This window comes from Devosia sp. 67-54, from assembly GCF_001899075.1.
In the GTDB taxonomy this organism is placed as follows: Bacteria; Pseudomonadota; Alphaproteobacteria; order Rhizobiales; family Devosiaceae; genus Devosia_A.
Map to the genome: position 1 here is coordinate 791,910 of NZ_MKVA01000005.1, position 20,900 is coordinate 812,809.

22 protein-coding genes are annotated in these 20,900 nt (G+C 67.2%); 16 read left to right on the forward strand and 6 right to left on the reverse strand.

The annotated features are described in order from the left end of the window. Window positions 1-4: 4 nt before the first annotated feature. The 9 genes from BGO82_RS09035 (at window position 5) to BGO82_RS09075 (ending at window position 6,383) form a co-directional block, all read left to right on the forward strand. A complete protein-coding gene (locus tag BGO82_RS09035; protein ID WP_291305225.1) occupies window positions 5-457 on the forward strand; it encodes a nucleoside deaminase in 453 nt (150 codons plus the stop codon). A 7-nt stretch (window positions 458-464) separates the two neighbouring features. Continuing rightward, window positions 465-1,829 carry a pyruvate dehydrogenase complex dihydrolipoamide acetyltransferase gene (locus BGO82_RS09040; protein ID WP_291305226.1) on the forward strand — a complete coding sequence of 455 codons (1,365 nt, stop codon included), beginning with the start codon at window positions 465-467 and terminating at the stop codon, window positions 1,827-1,829. Further along, a complete protein-coding gene (locus tag BGO82_RS09045) occupies window positions 1,826-2,461 on the forward strand; it encodes an SGNH/GDSL hydrolase family protein (protein ID WP_291305227.1) in 636 nt (211 codons plus the stop codon). The genes BGO82_RS09040 and BGO82_RS09045 overlap by 4 nt, the downstream gene beginning before the upstream one ends. 9 nt (window positions 2,462-2,470) lie before the next feature. Next, window positions 2,471-3,910, forward strand: coding sequence for a dihydrolipoyl dehydrogenase (lpdA, locus tag BGO82_RS09050; RefSeq protein ID WP_291305228.1), 1,440 nt, complete (start codon window positions 2,471-2,473; stop codon window positions 3,908-3,910). Between the two features lie 8 nt (window positions 3,911-3,918). Next, on the forward strand, window positions 3,919-4,173 hold the full coding sequence (locus BGO82_RS09055) for a GlsB/YeaQ/YmgE family stress response membrane protein (RefSeq protein ID WP_291305229.1): 255 nt from the start codon (window positions 3,919-3,921) through the stop codon (window positions 4,171-4,173). A gap of 61 nt (window positions 4,174-4,234) precedes the next feature. Then, on the forward strand, window positions 4,235-4,540 hold the full coding sequence (locus BGO82_RS09060) for a GlsB/YeaQ/YmgE family stress response membrane protein (RefSeq protein WP_291305230.1): 306 nt from the start codon (window positions 4,235-4,237) through the stop codon (window positions 4,538-4,540). 8 nt (window positions 4,541-4,548) lie between these two features. Continuing rightward, a complete protein-coding gene (gene lipA / locus BGO82_RS09065; RefSeq protein WP_291305231.1) occupies window positions 4,549-5,490 on the forward strand; it encodes a lipoyl synthase in 942 nt (313 codons plus the stop codon). Next, entirely contained in the window at window positions 5,483-5,926 is a 444-nt protein-coding gene (locus BGO82_RS09070) for a type II toxin-antitoxin system RatA family toxin (protein WP_291305232.1), read from the forward strand. Before lipA ends, BGO82_RS09070 begins: the two co-directional genes overlap by 8 nt. A gap of 109 nt (window positions 5,927-6,035) precedes the next feature. After that, the gene (locus tag BGO82_RS09075) at window positions 6,036-6,383 is read left to right on the forward strand and encodes a hypothetical protein (protein WP_291305233.1); all 348 of its coding nucleotides are present in this window, start codon (window positions 6,036-6,038) and stop codon (window positions 6,381-6,383) included. 55 nt (window positions 6,384-6,438) lie between these two features. Here the strand turns inward: BGO82_RS09075 and BGO82_RS09080 are convergent, their stop codons facing one another. Then, the gene (locus tag BGO82_RS09080) at window positions 6,439-6,933 is read right to left on the reverse strand and encodes a CinA family protein (RefSeq protein WP_291305234.1); all 495 of its coding nucleotides are present in this window, start codon (window positions 6,931-6,933) and stop codon (window positions 6,439-6,441) included. Next, entirely contained in the window at window positions 6,934-8,109 is a 1,176-nt protein-coding gene (locus BGO82_RS09085; protein ID WP_291305235.1) for a bifunctional 2-C-methyl-D-erythritol 4-phosphate cytidylyltransferase/2-C-methyl-D-erythritol 2,4-cyclodiphosphate synthase, read from the reverse strand. A gap of 88 nt (window positions 8,110-8,197) precedes the next feature. Here BGO82_RS09085 and dusB point away from each other — a divergent pair, with 88 nt between their 5' ends. From dusB to ntrC, 3 genes are read left to right on the forward strand one after another with little or no spacing between them, the layout of a single operon-like run. Then, window positions 8,198-9,259, forward strand: a complete 1,062-nt coding sequence (gene dusB / locus BGO82_RS09090; protein ID WP_366246932.1) for a tRNA dihydrouridine synthase DusB — start codon at window positions 8,198-8,200, stop codon at window positions 9,257-9,259. Window positions 9,260-9,267: 8 nt separating this feature from the next. Further along, complete coding sequence (locus BGO82_RS09095) at window positions 9,268-10,389, forward strand: ATP-binding protein (protein WP_291305237.1); 1,122 nt, start codon at window positions 9,268-9,270, stop codon at window positions 10,387-10,389. Then, window positions 10,386-11,834 (forward strand): nitrogen regulation protein NR(I), encoded by a 1,449-nt coding sequence (gene ntrC, locus BGO82_RS09100; RefSeq protein WP_291305238.1) that lies wholly within the window; start codon window positions 10,386-10,388, stop codon window positions 11,832-11,834. The genes BGO82_RS09095 and ntrC overlap by 4 nt, the downstream gene beginning before the upstream one ends. Window positions 11,835-11,847: 13 nt before the next feature. On the opposite strand, the gene BGO82_RS09105 is transcribed toward ntrC, so the two are convergent. Genes BGO82_RS09105 through BGO82_RS09115 form a run of 3 tightly spaced genes read right to left on the reverse strand, consistent with a single transcriptional unit; the run spans window position 11,848 to window position 14,362 of the window. After that, window positions 11,848-12,045, reverse strand: coding sequence for a hypothetical protein (locus BGO82_RS09105; protein WP_291305239.1), 198 nt, complete (start codon window positions 12,043-12,045; stop codon window positions 11,848-11,850). Between the two features lie 3 nt (window positions 12,046-12,048). Continuing rightward, window positions 12,049-13,989, reverse strand: coding sequence for a pyrroloquinoline quinone-dependent dehydrogenase (locus tag BGO82_RS09110; RefSeq protein ID WP_291305240.1), 1,941 nt, complete (start codon window positions 13,987-13,989; stop codon window positions 12,049-12,051). A 4-nt stretch (window positions 13,990-13,993) separates the two neighbouring features. Further along, a complete protein-coding gene (locus BGO82_RS09115) occupies window positions 13,994-14,362 on the reverse strand; it encodes a hypothetical protein (protein ID WP_291305241.1) in 369 nt (122 codons plus the stop codon). 218 nt (window positions 14,363-14,580) lie between these two features. On the opposite strand from BGO82_RS09115, the gene BGO82_RS09120 reads away from it, so the two are divergent. The 4 genes from BGO82_RS09120 to hflX all read left to right on the forward strand — a co-directional run bounded on the left by BGO82_RS09120 (window position 14,581) and on the right by hflX (window position 20,070). Then, entirely contained in the window at window positions 14,581-16,926 is a 2,346-nt protein-coding gene (locus tag BGO82_RS09120; protein ID WP_291305242.1) for a PAS domain-containing sensor histidine kinase, read from the forward strand. A 1-nt stretch (window position 16,927) separates the two neighbouring features. Further along, window positions 16,928-18,310: a sigma-54 dependent transcriptional regulator gene (locus tag BGO82_RS09125; RefSeq protein ID WP_291305243.1), complete on the forward strand. Its 1,383-nt coding sequence runs from the start codon at window positions 16,928-16,930 to the stop codon at window positions 18,308-18,310. Window positions 18,311-18,456: 146 nt separating this feature from the next. Beyond that, complete coding sequence (gene hfq / locus BGO82_RS09130; RefSeq protein WP_291305244.1) at window positions 18,457-18,702, forward strand: RNA chaperone Hfq; 246 nt, start codon at window positions 18,457-18,459, stop codon at window positions 18,700-18,702. Between the two features lie 9 nt (window positions 18,703-18,711). Then, window positions 18,712-20,070 (forward strand): GTPase HflX, encoded by a 1,359-nt coding sequence (hflX, locus tag BGO82_RS09135; RefSeq protein ID WP_291305245.1) that lies wholly within the window; start codon window positions 18,712-18,714, stop codon window positions 20,068-20,070. Here hflX and mazG read toward each other — a convergent pair. Beyond that, the gene (gene mazG / locus BGO82_RS09140) at window positions 20,067-20,891 is read right to left on the reverse strand and encodes a nucleoside triphosphate pyrophosphohydrolase (protein ID WP_291305702.1); all 825 of its coding nucleotides are present in this window, start codon (window positions 20,889-20,891) and stop codon (window positions 20,067-20,069) included. The two genes, hflX and mazG, sit on opposite strands and share 4 nt — an antisense overlap. Window positions 20,892-20,900 lie beyond the last annotated feature (9 nt).

Here is a 20,900-nt window from a genome sequence, read left to right on the forward strand (position 1 = left end):
GATCATGCCCACGCAGGACGAAATCGACCGCAAATTCCTCGATGCCGCCTATGAGGAGGCGCAGCAGGGGCTGCGCGAGGGCGGCATTCCGATCGGCTCGGTGCTGGTGCGCAATGGCGAGATCATCGGGCGCGGCCACAACCGCCGGGTGCAGAAGGGCGACCCGATCCTGCATGGCGAGATGGACGCGATCCAGAACGCCGGCCGGCAGAAGACCTATCGCGACGTCACCTGCTACACCACGCTCAGCCCCTGCATGATGTGCACTGGAACGATCATTCAGTTCGGCATCTCGCGCGTGGTCGTGGCCGAGAGCAAGAACTTCAAGGGTTTTCAGGACGTCATGACCCTCGCGGGGGTGGCCGTGAAGGACTACCACGACCCCAAATGCGAGCACATGATGGCGGAGTTCATCAGGAACAATCCGTCCGTGTGGAACGAAGACATCGGCGAGTGAGGCGAGGATGAGCATCAACATCACCATGCCGGCGCTGTCCCCCACCATGGAGGAGGGCAAGCTCGCCAAATGGCACGTCAAGGAGGGCGACAGCGTCTCCTCCGGCGACGTGATCGCCGAGATCGAAACCGACAAGGCGACGATGGAAGTCGAAGCGGTCGATGAGGGCAAGATCGGCAAGATCGTCGTCCCGGAAGGCACCGACAATGTGAAGGTCAATGCCGTCATCGCGGTGCTGCTGACCGAGGGCGAGAGCGCGGCTGATGTGAAGGCGCCTGCGGCGCCGAAGGCGGCTGAGGCACCGAAGCCACCGGCGCCCGTTGCAGCACCCGCTCCGGTGACGACCGGTACAGCGGCCATCCCAGCAAAGGAAGTCGACGCCCGAGCGCAAGTTGCCCAAACCATTGAGATCGCGCGCAGCAGCGCAGCCAATGCCAACGGCGCCCGCATCTTCGCCTCGCCGCTCGCCCGCCGGTTCGCCAAAGAGGCCAACATCGATATCTCCGCGATCGCCGGCTCCGGCCCGCATGGCCGCGTGGTGAAATCCGACGTCGAGGCCGCGAAATCCGGCAAGACGCCGCTCAAGGCCGCCCCCGCGGCTGCGCCAACTTCCGGAGGCGCGCTCGCCGCCGGCATGAGCAAGGCGCAGGTGATGGCGCTGTTCCCCGAGGGCAGCTATGACGTCGTTCCAAACGACGGCATGCGCAAGACCGTCGCGGCGCGGCTCACCGAAGCCAAGCAGACCATCCCGCATTTCTACCTGACGCTCGATTGCCGGATCGACGCGCTGATGGAGGCGCGCGAGAAGATCAATGCCGCCGCGCCGCTCAAGGACGGCAAGCCCGTCTACAAGCTGTCGGTCAACGACTTCGTGATCAAGGCGTGGGCCATGGCGCTGCAGCGCGTGCCCACCGCGAACGCCACCTGGGCCGTGGATTCGATCCTCTACCACAAGCGCTCCGACGTGGCGGTCGCCGTGGCGGTGCCGGGCGGCCTGTTCACTCCGGTGGTGAAGTCGGCCGACCAGAAGACGCTGCGCCAGATCTCGGACGAGGTGAAAGATCTCGCCGGCCGCGCCCGCAACAAGAAGCTGGCGCCGCATGAATACCAGGGCGGCTCGACCTCGGTGAGCAATCTGGGCATGTACGGCATCACGCAGTTCTCCGCCGTCATCAACCCGCCGCACGGCACCATCCTTGCCGTCGGCGTCGGTGAGGAGCGCGTCTATGCCGACAAGGGCCAGGTCAAGGTCGGCCAGTTCATGACCGTCACCTGCGCCTGCGACCACCGCGCCGTCGACGGCGCCCTCGGCGCCGAGCTGCTCGCGGCGTTCAAGGCGCTCATCGAAACCCCGGTGATGATGCTGGCATGAAAACCATCCTCTGCTACGGCGACAGCCTGACCTATGGCGCCAATCCGATCCCCGGCGGGGCCCGGCATGCCTATGAGGATCGCTGGCCGACGCGGCTCGAGGCGGGGCTCGGCGGCAAGGCGCGGGTGGTCGCCGAGGGATTGGGCGGCCGCACCACGGTGCACGACGACTGGTTCACCAGCGCCGACCGCAACGGCGCGCGCGTGCTGCCGACGCTGCTGCACTCGCACGGGCCGCTCGACATGGTTGTCCTCATGCTGGGGACCAACGATCTGAAGCCGTTTCTCGGCCGCACCGCCATGGAGGCGTCCAAGGGTGCCGTGCGGCTGATCGAGATCGTCCGGGCGCATTGCGGCGCGGCGATGCCCATCGTGCTGGTGGCGCCGCCGCACATCGGCGACACGCAGCATCCCGAGATGCTGCTGCATTTCGGCGGCCAGCCGGCGATCGATGAATCGCGGCAGTTCGCCAGATGGTACCGGCAGCGCGCCGAGGAGGCGGGGGTCGCGTTCTTCGATGCGTCCACCGTGGCACGCCCCGACCCGAACGACGGCGTGCATCTCGACGCCGCCAACACGCGCGCCATCGGCGAGGCCCTGGCCCCGCTCGTCGGCAAGCTCCTCGGACTCTAGGAGGCCCCAATGGCCGATACCTACGATCTCATCGTCATCGGCGCGGGCCCCGGCGGCTACGTCGCCGCCATCCGCGCGGCGCAGCTCGGCATGAAGACCGCCATCGTCGAGCGCGAGCACATGGCCGGTATCTGCTCCAATTGGGGGTGTATTCCGACCAAGGCGCTGCTGCGCACGGCCGAGATTTACGGCCACATGGCGCACGCCAAGGATTACGGCCTTACCGCCGACAAGTTCGGCGTCGACCTCGCCGCCACCATCAAGCGCTCGCGCCAGATCGCGGCGCAGATGAACAACGGCGTCCAGTTCCTGATGAAGAAGAACAAGGTCGACATCATCTGGGGCGAGGCGGTGCTGACCGGTCCCGGCGAGATCAAGGTCGAGCCGACCAAAAAGCCCGCCATGCAGCCGCAGGTGCCGCCGCCCAAGGCCACGCTCGGGGCAGGGACCTACAAGGCCAAAAATATCATCGTCGCCACCGGCGCCCGCCCGCGCGTGCTGCCCGGCATCGAGCCCGACGGCGAGCGCATCTGGACCTATTTCGAGGCGATGACCCCGAAGGCAATGCCCAAATCCCTGGTGGTGATGGGCTCGGGCGCCATCGGCATGGAATTCGCCTCGTTCTACCGCTCGCTCGGGGCCGAGGTCACGATCATCGAGCTGCTGCCGCAGATCCTGCCGGTCGAGGACGCCGAGATCGCCGCGCAGGTGAAGAAGCGCTTCGAAAAGCGCGGCATCAAATTCATGATCGAGGCCAAGGTCACCAAGGTCGACAAGTCCAAATCGGGCGTCGTCGCCCATGTCGAGCTCAAGGACGGCAGCAAGGTGGAGGTGCCCGGCGACGCGCTGATCTCGGCCGTCGGCGTCGTCTGCAATACCGAAAATCTCGGGCTCGAAAAGCTCGGCGTGAAGATCGAGCGCGGCGCCATCGTCGTCGACGACCATGGCCGCACCAACGTGCCGGGCGTGTGGGCCATCGGCGACGTCGCCGGTCCGCCGATGCTGGCGCACAAGGCCGAGCATGAGGGCGTCATCACCGTCGAGACCATCGCCGGCCTCAAGGTGCACGGGCTCGACAGGCGCAAGATCCCCGGCTGCACCTATTGCGAGCCGCAGGTCGCATCGGTCGGCCTCACCGAGGCCAAGGCGAAAGAGACCGGGCGCGAGCTCAAGATCGGGCACTTCCCGTTCATCGGCAACGGCAAGGCGATCGCGCTCGGCGAGCCCGAGGGCATGGTCAAGACCATCTTCGACGCCAAGACCGGCGAGCTGCTGGGCGCGCACATGGTCGGCGCCGAGGTCACCGAGCTGATCGAAGGCTTCGTCGTCGCCATGAACCTCGAAACCACCGAGGAAGAGCTGATGCACACCATCTTCCCGCATCCGACGCTGTCTGAGATGATGAAGGAAAGCGTGCTCGACGCCTACGGCCGGGCGCTCAACATCTGAGGCGAACCATGTCGGCTGAAGTCACCTCGCTCGTCATCTTCCTGCTCACCGGCCTTGCCGCCGGCTGGATCGCGAGCCTGATCCTGGGCGGCAGCGGGCTGGTGCGCTATCTCGTCATCGGCGTCATCGGCGCCCTGGTAGGCGGCTATGTGCTGAAGCTCACCCACACCAGCCTGCCGCTCGAAGGCTGGCTCAACGACCTCGTCACCGCGGTGATCGGCTCGATCATCGTCATCATCATCGCCCGGATCGTCGCCAAATGAGCGGGGTTGATCCGAAGCGGCGGGATGTCGATATCAGCGCCGGGTGCAGGAGAGGTTGAACATGGGCATTCCGGAGCGGCAGGGCGGCGAGGGCGGATCGATATTGCGCGACGACACCATGCGCCACGTCATCGTATTCCTGGTCATCGGCGCCATCGCCGGCTGGCTCGCGAGCTGGATCGTCGGCGGCGACGGGCTGCTGACCTATCTGCTGTCGGGCGTCATCGGCTCGTTCGTCGGCGGCTATCTGTTCTCGCTGCTGAAGATCAGGCTGCCTGTCAGCAACATCTGGCTCAGCCAGATCATCACCTCGACGGTCGGCGCGATCATCGTGGTGCTCATCGCCCGGCTGATCGCCGGGCACTAAGGAGTTTCGTGGTCACCCTGCTGGACGCCCGCCCGCGCCATCCCGAGAAGGTCCACCGGCCCGACACCGAAGTGCTGCGCAAGCCGGACTGGATCCGCGTGCGCGCGCCGGGCTCGCCGGTCTATCGCGAGACGCAGCAGATCGTGCGCGAGCACAACCTCGTCACCGTCTGCGAGGAGGCCGGCTGCCCCAATATCGGCGAGTGCTGGTCCAAGAAGCACGCCACCATGATGATCATGGGCGAGATCTGCACGCGCGCCTGCGCCTTCTGCAACGTCGCCACCGGCCTGCCGACCCAGCTCGATCCCAACGAGCCCGGGAACGTCGCCAACGCCGTGCAGAAGCTTGGCCTCAACCACGTCGTCATCACCTCGGTCGACCGCGACGACCTGATCGACGGCGGCGCCGAGCATTTCGCCAGGGTGATCCGGGCGATCCGCGCCTGCACGCCGCAGACCACCATCGAGGTGCTGACCCCCGATTTCCTGCGCAAGGAGGGGGCGCTCGAGGTGGTCGTCGCGGCCAGGCCCGACGTCTTCAACCACAACCTCGAGACGGTGCCGAGCAAGTACCTCAAGGTCCGGCCCGGCGCCCGCTACTTCCACTCCATCCGGCTGCTGCAGCGGGTCAAGGAGCTCGATCCGACGATGTTCACCAAGTCCGGCATCATGGTCGGGCTGGGCGAGGAGCGGAACGAGGTGCTGCAGCTCATGGACGATCTGCGCTCGGCCGATGTCGATTTCCTCACCATCGGCCAGTACCTGCAGCCGACGCGCAAGCACCATCCGGTGATCCGCTACGTCGCGCCCGACGAATTCAAGTCCTACGCCACCATCGCGAGGACCAAGGGCTTCCTCCTGGTCTCGGCCAGCCCGCTCACCCGCTCGTCCCACCATGCCGGCGAGGATTTCGCCGCCCTCAAGGCCGCCCGGCTCGCCAAGCATGCCTGATCTGTTCCTCGAACGGCACGTGCCGCATCTGGTCAACCGCATGTTCGACCTGGTGAACGACCTCGACAGCTATCCGGAGTTCGTCCCCAACTGCAAGGATATGCAGGTCAAGCGCGACGACGGCGCCGAAGGCGACGTCCGCTTCGCCAGAATGACGATCCAGTTCGGGCCGATGACGCAGTCCTACACCAGCCGGGTGACGGCCGACCGCAGCGCCCACACCATCACCGCCAGGGCGGTCGACGGGCCGTTCAGCTATCTCGACAGCAAATGGACCTTCACGCCGGAAGGGGCGGGGACGCGCATCCGCTTCGACATCGATTTCAAATTCTCGAACCCGCTGATCGCCACCGTGGCCGAGGCCGCCTTCGCCGCCAAGCAGGACGAGATCCTCGACGCCTTCGTCGAGGAGGCCGACCGCCGCTTCGGCGACTAGGATTGCCGCGGGTCAGACCAAGCTGAAGCTGCCGTTCAGTGCCGGTTCAAGCCATCGGCTCCATCGTCCGCGCATGCCGCAATCAAGCGGCACATCGATGGAGAGCCCCATGCAGTCCATGATCCGCACCCTCGTGATCGCCTCGTCGCTCACGGTCCTGGCCTTCGGCGCGACGCCCGCTTTTGCGCTCTGCAAATACGGCACGCCGCATTGCGTCAATCCCAACCCGGGCCCGAAACTGCCCAAGGTCAACACCACCCGCCTGCCGGATTCGCCTCCGGGCGACGACGACTGCAAATATTACGGCAGCTGCGACGATGGTTCGCCCGAAGGCACCGGGCCCGACGGCGGCCCCAATGGCGGCCTCGGCAACGGCGGCAGCCCGGCCCTGACCGGGGGCGACAACGGCCAGCTCCAGCAGTTCCACGTCTCTGCCGCAGCGCTGCTGCGCCACTGATCCGGCGATGGCGGTTCCAAATCGCAGCGGCGTGTTCGCGCGATTTGGAACGCGGTTATGCGATCGCCTTTTTCATCAGCTTCAGCGCCTCGATCACGCTGGCCTGCCGGATTTCGTCGCGGCTCCAGCTCGGATCGAAGGTTTTCTTGAGATGCCGGGTCGCATCCGCCGTCGCCACGGCGAAATGCACGAGGCCGATGGGCTTTTCGCGGCTGCCGCCATCGGGGCCGGCAATGCCGGTGACGGCAACCGCCAGATGCGTGCCGGCGGTGTGCATGGCGCCTTCCGCCATCGCCTCGGCGGTTTCCTTGGAGACCGCGCCGAATTCGCGCAGTACGCCGTAGGGAACGCCGATCATCGCCAGCTTGGCCTCGTTGGCATAGGTAACGTAGCCGCCATAGAACGTGTCCGACGCCCCCGGAATGGCGGTGAGGGCGCCCGCCAGCAACCCGCCGGTGCAGCTTTCGGCGGTGGTCACGGTAACCCCCTTGGCCGTCGCGGCGGCGCCGACCTCCTTGGCCAGTTGCGCAATGTCGTCCGGTAGCCGCATTCAGTCCTCCCGTGGCAGTTCGATCGTCGCGGTCGCCATGGCCACCACGCCTTCGGAGCGGCCGGTGAAGCCGAGCTGCTCGCTGGTGGTGGCCTTCACCGCGATCCGGCTCGGCGCAATTCCGGCCGCGGCGCCGATCGCGGCCTTCATCGCCTGCACATGCGGCCCGATGCGGGGCGCTTCGCAGACGATCGTGAGGTCGAGATTGACGAGCCGCCCGCCGCGCTCGGCCACCAGCCCGGCGGCATGTTTCAGGAACACGCTTGAGGCGGCGCCCTTCCATTGCGGGTCCGACGGCGGAAAGAACGAGCCGATGTCGCCTTCGCCCAGCGCGCCGTAGATCGCATCGGTCAGGGCATGCAGCGCCGCGTCGGCGTCCGAATGGCCCTTGAGCCGCGCGCCGTGCGGAATGCGCACGCCGCCCAGCCACACCGCGTCGCCCGGCTCGAACGGATGCACGTCGAAGCCGCTGCCGGTCCGGGTTTCCATGCTGCCGCCTCCCAAGAGCCGCTCCGCCCGTTCGAAATCCTCGGGATGGGTGAGCTTGATGTTGCGCGCCGACCCGGCGGTCAGCGTCACCGGAATGCCGGCCCATTCAGCGATCGATGCATCGTCGGTGAAGTCGTCCGCGGCAGCCGCCGCCCGGCGATGCGCGTCGAGAATGTCGGCGAAGGCAAAGCCCTGCGGCGTCTGCGCCGCGAACAGCTGCCGGCGATCCTCGGTGCCGTCCACCATCCGCCCGTCGGACGATCGCTTGATCGTGTCGGTCACCGGCACCACGGGGAGGGCGGCAGCGCCCAGCGCCGCCAGCACGCCGTCGATCACCGCGTCGTTCACCAGCGGCCGCGCCGCGTCCTGGATCAGCACCAGGTCCGGCGCGCGTTCGCCCAGCGCCTCGAGTCCGGCCAGCACCGAGCCCTGGCGGGTCGCCGCTCCGGGTACGGCGTCGAGCAGCCGCGGATGGCTGAGCCCGAGCGCCGCGTAGCGCTCCGCGTGCTGGGGGTGGATCACCGGCAGCACCCAGGTCACGTCGCGCCGCCGGGTGAAGGCCTCGATGGTGCGGGCCAGCACGGCGCGGCCGGCCAGCGGCCGGTACTGCTTGGGCGCGCCGCCCATGCGTTCGCCGAGGCCGGCGGCGACCACGATGACGGCGATGGTTTTCGGGTCGGCCCCCACGGCATGCCTCCGGCGTGATGCGGCTGGTCTAACGAGGCACGTCGCCCTGGGCAAGCCGACCCGGCCGCGCGTATTGACCTGTTGCGCAATGCGGCGTTTTGGTTATTCTTCGCGCAATCCTTCCAACTGCGCAAAAGTGGGGCATTCATTGCGTGATCCTGCCTGCGGCTTGAGCATCGGCGATCAGGCGATCCGCAATCGGGCGTTTCTCGCCCCCATGGCCGGCATCACCGACCGACCGATGCGACAGCTCGCCGCCCGCTATGGCGCCGGCCTCGTCGTCTCGGAAATGATCGCCAGCGGCGCGCTCAGCGTCGGCAACGACGACATGCGCCGCAAGCTGATGCCGTCGCCCGGGCTGCCGCACATGGTGCAGCTCGCCGGCTGCGACGCCGGCTGGATGGCCGCCGCGGCCCGGATCGCCGAGGACGCGGGCGCCGATATCATCGACATCAATTTCGGCTGCCCGGCCAAGCGGGTGATCAACGGCTATGCCGGCTCGGCGCTGATGCGCGTGCCCGACCTTGCCGAGCGCCTGGTGGAGGCGGTGGTCGGCGCGACCCCCCGACCCGTCACCGTGAAGATGCGGCTCGGCTGGGACGACGACAGCCTCAACGCTCCCGACATCGCCCGCCGCGCCGTCAACGCCGGCGCGCGGATGATCACCGTCCACGGCCGGACGCGCCAGCAATTCTACAAGGGCCAGGCGCGCTGGCGGCCGGTGCGCGAGGTGGTCGAGGCCGTCGATGTGCCGGTGGTCGTCAACGGCGACATCGTCTCTCTCGACGCTGCCCGCGAAGCGCTCGCCCAGTCCGGCGCCGCCGCGGTGATGCTCGGACGCGGGGCGCAGGGACAGCCCTGGCTGGTCGGCCAGATCGCCGCCGGGCTCGCCGGGACGCCGGCGCCGGCCGCCCCGGAAGGCGACGAGCTCACGGCGATCGTGGTCGAGCACTATGAGGGCGTGCTCAGCGAATACGGGACCGAAATCGGCGTCCGCGCCGCCCGCAAGCATCTCGACTGGTATCTCGAAGCGGCCGCCGTGGCGTTGCCGAAGGACACGCGCAAGCGCCTGCTGGAATGCACCGCGCCGGCCGAGGTCATCGGCCTCGTTCGCGCGATCTTTTCCAACGAGCTGCGGCAAGCGGCATGAGCGGGTTTATGCCGCCGACCCTGCCGCTTTCGGTGCTGCAGGCGCTGACGCAGCCGGTGATCGTGGTCGACGAAGCCCGCAAGGTTGTGTTCGTCAACTATGCGGCGGAATCGTTCTTCGGCGCCTCGCTGAGCGTGCTCGGCCGGCAGCGGCTCGACGACCTCATCGCCTTCGGCTCGCCCATCGTTACCCTGGCGCAGGCGGTGGCGGAGCGGCGCGCGCCGATGACGGAATATCGCGTCAGCGTCGGCTCGGCCCGCTTCGGCGATGCCGCCGACGACCGTATCGTCGACGTGTTCGCGAGCCCCATCTCCGAGATCGACGCCCGCGTCGCGCTGCTGTTCCAGGAGCGCACCATGGCCGACAAGATCGACCGGCAATTGGTGAGCCGCGGCGCCGCGCGCTCGGTCACCGGCCTTGCCTCGATGCTGGCGCACGAGATCAAGAACCCGCTGTCGGGGATCCGCGGGGCGGCGCAACTGCTCGAGCAGTCGGTGACGCCCGACGAACTGCCGCTCGCCCGGCTGGTCCGCGACGAGGTCGATCGCATCGTCGATCTCATCGACCGCGTCGAGGTGTTCGGCGACGATCGTCCGATCGAGCGCGAGGCCATCAACATTCACGTCGTGCTCGACCGGGTGAAGCTGCTCGCCAAATCGGGCGTCGCCCGCAACATCACGTTCTCCGAGGATTACGACCCGTCGCTGCCGCCGGTGTTCGGCAACCGCGACCAGCTCATCCAGGTGTTCCTGAACCTGGTGAAAAATGCAGCAGAGGCGCTGGAGCGTACGCCCAAGGCCGAAATCCGCATTTCCACCGCGTTCCGCCCGGGCATCCGCATCGCGGTGCAGGGGGTGACGCAGCGCATCTCGCTGCCGCTCGAAATCGTCATCGAGGACAACGGGCCGGGCATCCAGCCCGACCTGCTGCCGATCCTGTTCGATCCGTTCGTCACCACCAAGGCCAACGGATCTGGCCTGGGACTTGCATTGGTCGCCAAGATCGTCGGCGATCATGGCGGCGTCATCGACAGCGACAGCCGCCCGGGTCGGACGCGCTTCCGCGTGCTGCTGCCGGTCGCAAGAGGTTTGAAGATGCCCGAAGAGACCGCCGAGGTGGCCGCCCAATGAGCCAGACCATCCTGCTCGCCGACGACGACGCCGCCATCCGCATGGTGCTGAACCAGGCGCTGACCCGCGCCGGCTACGACGTGCGGCCCACCGGCAATCTCTCGACCATGTGGAACTGGGTGAGCCGCGGAGAAGGGGACCTCCTGATCACCGACGTGGCGATGCCCGACGGCAATGCCTTCGACGTCATGCCCAAAATCAAGAAGCTCAGGCCCGATTTGCCCGTCGTGGTGATGAGCGCCCAAAACACCTTCATGACGGCGATCCGCGCCAACGAGCTGGGCGCCTACGAATATCTGCCGAAGCCGTTCGACATCACCGAGGTGCTGTCGGTCGTCGCCCGCGCCCTCGCCGACGCCAGGAAGCCGGGACCGGCGGCGCGCAAGGACGAGGAGCCGGCCGAGACCATGCCGCTGGTCGGCCGCTCCGCCGCCATGCAGGACATCTACCGGGCCCTGGCGCGGCTGATGCAGACCGACCTCACGGTGATGATCACCGGCGAGAGCGGCACCGGCAAGGAGCTCGTCGCCCGCGCCCTGCACGATTTCGGCAAGCGCCGGAACGGGCCGTTCGTCGCCATCAACATGGCCGCCATCCCGCGCGACCTGATCGAGGCGGAGCTGTTCGGGCACGAGAAGGGGGCCTTCACCGGCGCCACCGCCCGCCAGTCCGGCCGCTTCGAGCAGGCCGAGGGCGGCACGCTGTTCCTCGACGAGATCGGCGACATGCCGATGGATGCCCAGACCCGCCTGCTGCGCGTGCTGCAGGAGGGTGAATACACCATGGTCGGCGGCCGCACGCCCATCAAGTCCAACGTCCGCATCGTCGCCGCCACGCACCGCGACCTGAGCCAGATGATCCGCCAGGGCCTGTTCCGCGAGGACCTTTACTACCGGCTCAACGTCGTCCCCATCCGCCTGCCGCCGCTGCGCGAACGCAGCGACGACATCGGCGACCTCGTCGCCCATTTCCTGCGGGCGGCGCAGCGCGACGGCGAGCCGCTGAAGACCCTCGCCCCTGACGCCATCAAGCTGATGCAGAGCTACGCCTGGCCGGGCAATGTGCGCGAGCTCGAAAACCTGGTCCGCCGGCTTGCGGCGCTTTATGCCGACGAGAGCATTTCGCGCGAGATCGTCGAGGCCGAGCTCAACATCTCCGACCGGCAGGCGGTCTCGGCCACGGCCGGCCCGATCGACGTCTCGGCGGCCGTCGAGACCCACATCGCGCAACTGCTGCGCGACCACGAGCCGAAGCTGCCCCCCGCCGGCCTGTACCAGCGCGTCCTCGACAAGGTCGAAGCGCCGTTGATCGCCATGGTGCTCAATGCCTGCGGCGGCAACCAGATCAAGGCGGCCGAGCTGCTCGGGCTCAACCGCAACACGCTGCGCAAGAAAATCCGCGCACACTCGATCGAGATCGTCAAGCACAGCCGCCGCAACGGCTGAGAGAGCCTGCGGCCTATTCCTCGACCCAGGAGTCGAAGCTGCCGTCCCGGCGCAGCCGCGCGATCATGAAGCCGCCACGGCCCTCGCGCACCTCGAAGGCAAAGTCCGGCTCGATGCTGCGATACACTTCGGCGGTGCTCTCGGCGCCGTCGCGGGAAGAGCGCACGATGGGCGCCCCGCCGCCGTCTTCCCGCACAAAGGCTCGCGACATGGCTTACTCCGGCAGCGCGTAGGCGATGAGCTGGTCGGCCACCTTGGGCTCGAGGATCGAGTTGCCGCCCACGGCGAACACAACATATTCCTTGCCCTTGTAGGTGTACACGGCCGGCTCGGCCACCGCCGGCGCCTCGACCGTCGAGCTCCACAGCACCTTGCCGCTTTTGAGGTCGATGGCCCTGACGCGGCTGTCCATCGAGGCGCCGATGAAGATCACCCCGCTCTTGGTGATCACCGGGCTGCCGATGGTCACCGAGCCCCAGCTTTCGGGCATATAGAAGCCCCATTTCTGCACCTCGCCGAACGGCTCGCGCCAGTTCAGCTTGCCGGTATTGAGGTCGTAGGACGACAGCGTGCCGTAGGGGCCGTTCCAGCACGGCATGCCCATGGGATTGAGGAAGGTCTGCAGCTCGAAGCCGTAGGGCGCGCCGAGCTGGGCGAAATAGCCGTTGGCGTTCTTCTGCCCGATGCTGAGGCCGGCGTTGACCTTGTCGTAGTCCTCGCGCTTCAGCAGCCGGTAGATCTGCGCCACGCTCGAGGAATTGACCACATAGGTATTGGTGGTCGGATCGAGCGCGCCGCCTCCCCATTCCACGCCGCCTGCCGTCGCCGGGTAGGCGAGGGTGCCCTGCAGGCTCGGCGGGGTGTAGCGCCCTTCATAGCGCAAACCGGCCATGGTGCGGCTGCAATAGCCGGCGCTGAGCACGTCGGCGAGCGTGGAGATACCGGGGAACTGGTCCGGTGTGGTGGCTTCCGGAGTCGTCGGCCAGGGCTGTGTCGCCGCCGCCTGCTCGCCCGGCACGTCCGACGCCGGTACCGGCTTTTCGTCGATCGGAAAGATCGGCTGGCCGGTGAGGCGGTTGAGCACATAGAGGAAGCCCTGCTTGCTCGACTGGATCAGGGCCGGAACGGTCTTGCCGTCCTTTTGCAGGTCGAACAGCACGGGCGCCGAATTGGTGTCGTAGTCCCAGATGTCGTGATGCACGATCTGGTAGCTCCACACCACCGCGCCGGTATCGGCGTTGAGCGCCGTCACCGAGGTCGACAGCGGCATCGGCGCGGTGCGGTCGCCGCCGTAATAGTCGGGACTGGGCGAGCTCACCGGCATGAACACCAGATTGTTGGCCTCGTCCACCGACATGGACGACCAGACGTTGGAGGTGCCGGTCTTGGGATCGAGGTCGGGCGGAATGGCGTCGAACTTCCAGTTGAGCTTGCCGGTCTGCGCGTCGACTGCGAACACCGAGCCGGGCGGCTGCACCGCCTGCGTCCAGTCCTGTCCGGACCAGCCGATGAACAGCTGGTTCTTGTAGACGGTCGGGGGCTGCAGGATGGACAGCGGCCATTTGGCGTTGACCGTGTTCCACTGGTTGATGTCGAGAACCCCGTTCTGGCCGAAGCCGGTGCAGGCCTGGCCGCTGTCGGCATCGACGGCGAACACCTTGCCGTTCATGGTGCCGAGGTAGATGATCTTCTGGCACGGCTGGCCGGCCACCGGCGTTTCGGCCTGCCAGTAGCTGAGGCCGCGATTCTTGAGTTCGCCCTGGGTCGGATCGACCAGCGGCACGTGGGTGTCGAACATCCACTTGGTCTTGCCGGTGTCCGGCTCGAGCGCGAAGATGCGGTCGAACACGGTCGACACGTACAGCGTGTCGTTGACGAACAGCGGCGTCGCGCCCCAGTCCGAGGCCTTGGGACCGTTGGGGTCCTTGCCGTCCGATACGTCGCCGGTATGCATCTGCCAGGCCGTCTGCAGCTTGCCGACATTGTCCGGCGTGATCTGGTCGGCGGTGGCGTATTTCTGCGCGTTCAGCTGCCCGGTGAAGGTGTACCAGGCCTGGCTGCCGTCGGCGGCGACCGACCCCGGTTGCGCCGCGACGGCGGATGAGCAGAAGAGGGCCGTCGCGAGGACGGCGGGAAGCATTTTGTGGGTGAGCATGGGGCTAGCCGAGGTTGGGCGTCAGGCGACGGGAAGGACGGACGAGGTGGGCGATCCACGCAACGAAGGCCAGCACCACCAGCGCAAGGAGGATCCAGGCTTCGAGCAGGTAGGCGGCTGCCGCGGTGCCGACGAAATCGAGGAACAGCAGGATTTCGAACAGCGTTCGCACCCAGCCGCGGACCCGGCGCGTGCCGATCAGCACCGCCGCGGCGCCCATCAGGAAGGTGGACACCACCACCAGCAGCGCGCCTTCGCTGCCGTGGATGCCGTTGCCGGTCCAGAAATAGTTGAAGATGGAATCGAGGAAGGCAAGCAACGCCAGCAGGGCGACGAGCCAGATGGCAGTGTCACCCGAGTTCCGAATATTCATTAGGTGCATTTGAGAAGACCTGATAAGCCGCGCGACGCCCGCGTGCTTGTCGAACCCGAGGCACTCATTTTCGTTCCAGCCGGCCGCTCACTTTCGCTTGTGCGAAGCGGCGGGCGGCAACTTCGAGTGTCACATTTCAGCAACATTTGTCTTGAAGGGTCGGCGCGATTGGGTCAGTTTACGCCGACTTGGCGGCTTTCCGGGAAACGGTCTGTGACATGAGCGACACAGCACTGGCCACGAGCGGCATCCCGGGCGCGGCCGAGGAGCCCTCGTCGAAATCGCGATCCCTGTTCACCGAGCGCGGCCGGCAGGCCCTGCGCGCCGTCGGCCTGATCGTCGTCGTGCTGTCGGTGCTCACCGCCTCCGGCTCGTTCCTGATCATGACCGGGGCGACCAGCATCGAGCCGACCCCCGAGGTCTGGACCCTCATCTGGGTGGCGAACGGCCTGTTGGTGCTGCTGGTCATCGCGCTGGTCGTCACCGAGGCGATGCTGCTGGTGCAGTCGCGCGTCCTCGGGCAGGCGGGCTCCGGCCTGCAATTGCGCATGGTGACGATGTTCGCCGTCGCCGCCGCGGTGCCCGCCATCATCGTCGCCGTGGTGGCCACCATCTCGCTCAACCAGGGCCTCGACCAGTGGTTCTCCGAGCGCACCAAGACCATGGTGGAAAGCTCGCGCCAGGTTGCGCGCTCCTACATGCTCGAGCACGCGCAGGTGCTGCGCGACGACGTGATCTGGGTGGCGGGCGAGCTCGAGCAGGCGCGCAACACCTTCGAGACCGACCGCGTACAGTATCAGCGCATCCTCACCGCGCTGGCCGTGACCCGCTCGCTGCCGTTCGCCGAGCTCATTTCCGGCGACGGCGATACGCTGATGAGCGCCCAGATCAACGCGCAGGGCGTCGCGCCGAAGCTTCCGGACGGGCTGATCCCGCATGTGGTCGAAGGCGTGCCGACGCTGATCTCGCCGGGCGACACCCAGCTCATCGGCGCCGTGATCAAGCTGCGCAGCTACACCAACACCTATCTGTTCGTCGCCCGGCCGGTGAACCCGGAAGTGCTGGAGTTCATGCGGCTCACCGACGACAACGTCACCGAGTATCGCCAGTACGCCTCCAACCGCCTGGTGTTCCAGATCACCTTCACCATCATGTATCTGGGCCTCGCCCTGGTGCTGATGCTGGCGGCGCTGTGGATCGGCATCGCGCTCGCCAACCGTTTCGTCGACCCGATCCGCAATCTGATGATCGCCTCGAGCCGCGTCTCGGAGGGCGACCTCGACGTGCAGGTGCCGGTGCAGCCGGGCAGGGGCGATCTGCGCGACCTGTCCGACCGTTTCAACACCATGACGCAGCAGCTCAAGACGCAGCGCGTGGCGCTCGTCCATGCCAACGAGACCAACGAGAAGCGACGGCAGTTTACCGAGGCGGTGGTGGAGGGCGTGTCGGCCGGCATCGTCGGGCTCGACGCCTTCGGCGCCATCACGCTGTTCAATGCGCGCGCCGTCGAAATGCTCGGCCGCGACGAAATCTCGGTGATCGGCCAGCAGGTTGGCGAGGTCGTGCCGGCGCTCGGCCCGGTGGTCGAACGCGCCAAGTCGTCGCGCCGTGGCCAGATCCGCGACCAGATCGAAATCGGCTCCGGCCCCGACTACCGGACCTACCAGGTGCAGCTCACGCGCGAAGGCTCGATGGCCGAGAGCAAGGGCTTCGTCGTCACCCTCGACGACATCACCGACCTGCTGTCGGCGCAGCGCACCGGCGCCTGGGCCGACGTCGCCCGCCGTATCGCGCACGAGATCAAGAACCCGCTGACGCCCATCCAGCTTTCCGCCGAGCGCCTGCGGCGGCGCTATGCGAAAAAGCTCGAGGACGATTTCGAGGTGTTCGACAAATCCATCAACACCATCCTGCGCCAGGTCGGCGACATCGGCCGCATGGTCGACGAGTTCTCGTCCTTCGCCCGCATGCCCGAGGCCAAGCCGGTCCGCGGCGACCTGTCGGAGACGGTGCGCTCGGCGGTGTTCCTCGAAAGCGTCCGGCTGCCCGACGTCACCATCAACATGGATTTGCCCGAGGCGCCGCTCGAGGCGGTGTTCGACCAGCGCCTGATCTCGCAGGTGCTGACCAACCTCATCAAGAACGCCGTCGAGGCGATCGAGGGCGCCGGGCTCGAGGCCATCAAGGACCCGGTGATCACCGTGCAGATCCGCACCGAGGGCGACAAGGCGCGCGTCGCGGTGTCCGACAACGGCAAGGGCTGGCCGAAGGAAAATCGGCAGCGCCTGCTCGAGCCCTACGTCACCACGCGCGAGAAGGGCACCGGCCTCGGCCTTGCCATTGTCGCCCGCATCATCGAACAGCACGGCGGCAGCGTCGACCTGATCGATTCCGAGCCCGACGCCAACGGCCGCGTCGGTGCCTGCTTCACCTTTACCCTGCCGCTTCCTACATCGGACGCCGGCGCGGTTTCCGAACCACCCGCCCAAACCGCGGAGGGCGACGCAGCGCCCCAGCCCGAAGGCCAAGAGGAGCCGCCCGTGATGGCGGTCGAAAAGACCTGAGATGGCACGTGACATCCTGATCATCGACGACGAAGACGACATCCGCGACCTGATCGCCGGCATCCTCGAAGACGAGGGCTACGAGACCCGGCAGGCGCACGACGCCGATTCCGGCCTCAACGAAATCGCGCGGCGGCGGCCGAGCCTGGTGTTCCTCGACATCTGGATGCAGGGCTCGCGCCTCGACGGGCTGCAACTGCTCGACGTGTTCCAGACGCAGCACCCGGAAATGCCGGTGGTGATGATCTCGGGCCACGGCAATATCGAGACGGCGGTCTCGGCCATCCGCCGCGGCGCCTACGACTACATTGAAAAGCCGTTCAAGATCGACCGCCTGCTGCTGATCACGCAGCGCGCCATGGAGGCGACGCGGCTCAAATCCGAGGTCGAAGAGCTGCGCGGCCGCGCCAGCACGCAGTCGATCGACCTCGTCGGCTCGTCGCCGGCGCTGCAGCAGGCGAGGGGGGTGATCGAGAAGTCGGCGCCCACCAATTCGCGCATCTTCATTGCCGGCCCCTCCGGGTCCGGCAAGGGCCTCGCGGCGCGGCTGATCCACCAGCGCAGCCCGCGCGCCGAGGCGCCGTTCGTCGAGATCAACTGCTCGCTGTATTCGCCCGACGAAGTGCAGATCGTGCTGTTCGGCCGGGAAACGCGCGAGAAGGCCGGCACGCTGCGCACCGAGGTCGGCGCGCTGGAGCGGGCGCATGGCGGCACGCTCTATCTCAGCGAGGTTGCGGCGCTGCCGGCGGCGGCGCAGGCGTCGCTGCTGCGCACGCTGGTCGAGAACAAGTTCAACCGCGTCGGCGGCACCGTGGCGGTGCCCATCGACGTGCGCATCATTTCCGCCAGCTCGCAGAACGTCGCGCACCTGATCGAGGACGGCAGCTTCCGCTCCGACCTGTTCCACCGCCTGTCGATCGTGCCGCTGCAACTGAGCCCGCTCAAGGAGCGGCGCGAGGACGTGCCGGCGCTGGTCGAGCTGTTCATCGACCAGATCGCCCGCATGCACAATCTCAAGAGCCTCGCCATCGGCGAGGACGCGGTCGCGGTCCTGCAGGCGCAGGACTGGCCGGGCAATGCCCGCCAGCTCCGCAACTCCATCGAGCGCCTGCTCATCCTGATCAAGGATGCGCCGCCGGAGAACGGCGTGATCAACGCGCAGATGCTGCCCTCGGACATCGGCGAAGTGCTGCCCACGGTCGGCGACACCGACGAGTCGGCGCATCTGATGAGCCTGCCGCTGCGCGAGGCGCGCGAGGTTTTCGAACGGCAATACCTCCTCGCGCAGATCGAGCGGTTCGGCGGAAACATCAGCAAGACCGCCGAATTCGTCGGCATGGAGCGCAGCGCTCTCCACAGAAAGATCAAATCGCTCGGCCTGTAGAGGGCTCGGGTAGGCAGCCCGGCGCCGATATGCCATATTGCGCGCGTGGGGGGCGGACCAGTCCATCGAGACCGGCGGGCAGATGTGCCTTCCGGCCTTGGATGTGTTGGCGGCGGCGAGACCGCCAAAATGACAAGAGGCCACAAATGCCCGGCGAAAAGGCACAAAACCTACAAGACGCGTTTCTAAATCATGTTCGCAAGCAGAAAGTCCCGGTGACCATATTTCTGGTCAACGGCGTGAAGTTGCAGGGCGTGATTACCTGGTTCGACAATTTCTGCCTGCTGCTGCGCCGCGATGCGCAGTCTCAACTGGTCTACAAGCATGCGATCTCGACGATCATGCCCGGAGCGCCGATCCAGCTCTTTGATCCCGAGCACGTCGAAGACTAGATAGAGCGCATGTCGGACGAAACCGAAGAGGGCCGCCCCGGTGGCCCCAAACCTGTTGACCACCGCGTCGCACCGACGCGCGTGGGGCTGGTGGTGCCCGAAGTTCGCGGCACGACGAGCGGCCATTCGATCGAAATGCGGCGCCAGGAGTTCGAGGGCCTGGCGCGCGCCATCGATGTCGAGGTGGTGTTCGTGGAGGTGGTGCGCGTCCGCGAAGTGCGCCCGGCGACCTTCCTCGGCGCCGGCATCGTCGAGCAGTTGAAGGCCCGCGTCGCGGCCGACGAGATCGAGCTGCTCCTGGTCGACACCGCGCTGGCCCCGGTGCAGCAGCGCAATCTCGAGACCGAGACCGGCGCCAAGGTCCTGGACCGCACCGCGCTCATCCTCGAAATTTTCGGCGACCGCGCCCGCACCCGGGAAGGTGTGCTGCAGGTCGAGCTCGCCCATCTCAACTACCAGCGCAGCCGCCTCGTCCGCTCCTGGACCCACCTCGAACGCCAGCGCGGCGGCTTCGGCTTCCTCGGCGGCCCCGGCGAAAGCCAGATCGAGAGCGACCGGCGCCTGCTCGAGGATCGCGTCAAGCTGCTCGAGGATCGCCTCGACAAGGTCAAGCGCACCCGCGGGCAGCAGAAGGGCAATCGCGACGCCCTGCAATTCCCCATCGTCGCCCTGGTCGGCTACACCAATGCCGGCAAGTCCAGCCTGTTCAACCGGTTGTCGGGGGCAGGGGTGCTGGCCAAGGATCTGCTGTTCGCGACCCTCGACACCACGGTGCGCAAGATCCCCCTGCCGCACGGCCGCGAGGTGATGCTGTCCGACACGGTCGGCTTCGTCGCCGACCTGCCGACGACGCTGGTCGCGGCCTTCCGTGCCACGCTGGAAGAGGTGATCGAGGCCGACTTGATCCTGCATGTGCGCGACGTCGCCAATCCCGACACCGCGGCGCAGGCGCAGGACGTACTGAAGGTCCTCGGCGAGCTGGGCGTCTCCAGCGAAGAGACGCCCATCATCGAGGTGTGGAACAAGCTCGACCTGCTGGGGCCCGATCCCGACGCCCGGCGCGAGGTGCTGCAGCACGTGATGCCTGCCGGCTCGGTTGCGGCGACGGTGCCGGTGTCGGCCGCCACGGGCGAGGGGATCGACGCGCTGCTGCAGGCGATCGAAACGGTCCTCGCCGGCAGCAGCCGCACCTTCCGCGTGCGCGTTCCGCATGCCAACGGCGCCGACGTGAACTGGCTCTATGGCCATGCCGAGATCATCGGCCGCGACGCGCCGGACGACGAGGGGCAGACCTACGAAGTGCGGATCGACCCGCGCCATCGCGCCAGCTTCGCGCAGCGCTTCGCCGGCCGCATCGAGGCAGCCTAGCCCTGCGCCTTGTCCGCCGCGCGGATTTCGTTCCAGTAGCCGTCAAGCCGGTCGAGGCCGGCTTCCGCCAGCGGCACGCCGTCGTCGCGGGCGCGCGCCTCGACATAGTGGAAGCGCCGGGTGAATTTGGCGTTGGCGTCGCGCAGCGCCGCCTCCGGATCGACATCGAGCTGCCGCGCCAGGTTCACCGTCGCGAACAGCAGGTCGCCGATCTCCTCGGCGATGCGTGCTTTTTCCTGCGACAAGGTCACGGTTTCCTCGACCTCGTCGAGCTCCTCGCGCACCTTGCCGATGGTCTCGGTCCAGCTCGGCCAGTCGAAACCGACCTTGGCGGCGCGCTTGGTCAGCTTCTCGGCGCGCGACAGCGCGGGCAGGGTGTGCGCCACGTCGTCGAGCACCGAAGCCGGTCCGGCGTCGGCGCCCTTGGCCGCCGCCTTCTTCGCCCGCTCGTCCTCTTTGACGTCGTCCCAGCGCGCCTTGGCGCCGCCGGCATCGCGTGCCGCCTGCTCGCCGAAGACGTGCGGATGGCGGCGGATCAGCTTTTCGGTGATCGCCTGCACCACGTCGCCGAAATCGAACAAACTGGCTTCCGCCGCCATCTGTGCATGGAACACCGGCTGCAGCAGCAGGTCGCCAAGTTCCTCGCGCAGATCCTTGAAATCCTTGCGTTCGATCGCGTCGGCAACCTCGTAGGCTTCCTCGATCGTGTAGTGCCGGATGCTGTCGAAATCCTGCTCGAGGTCCCACGGGCAGCCGCCCTTGGGGTTGCGCAGCGCCGCCATGATCTCGAGCAGCCGTCCGATGTCGCGCGACGGCTGCATCGGCGGCAG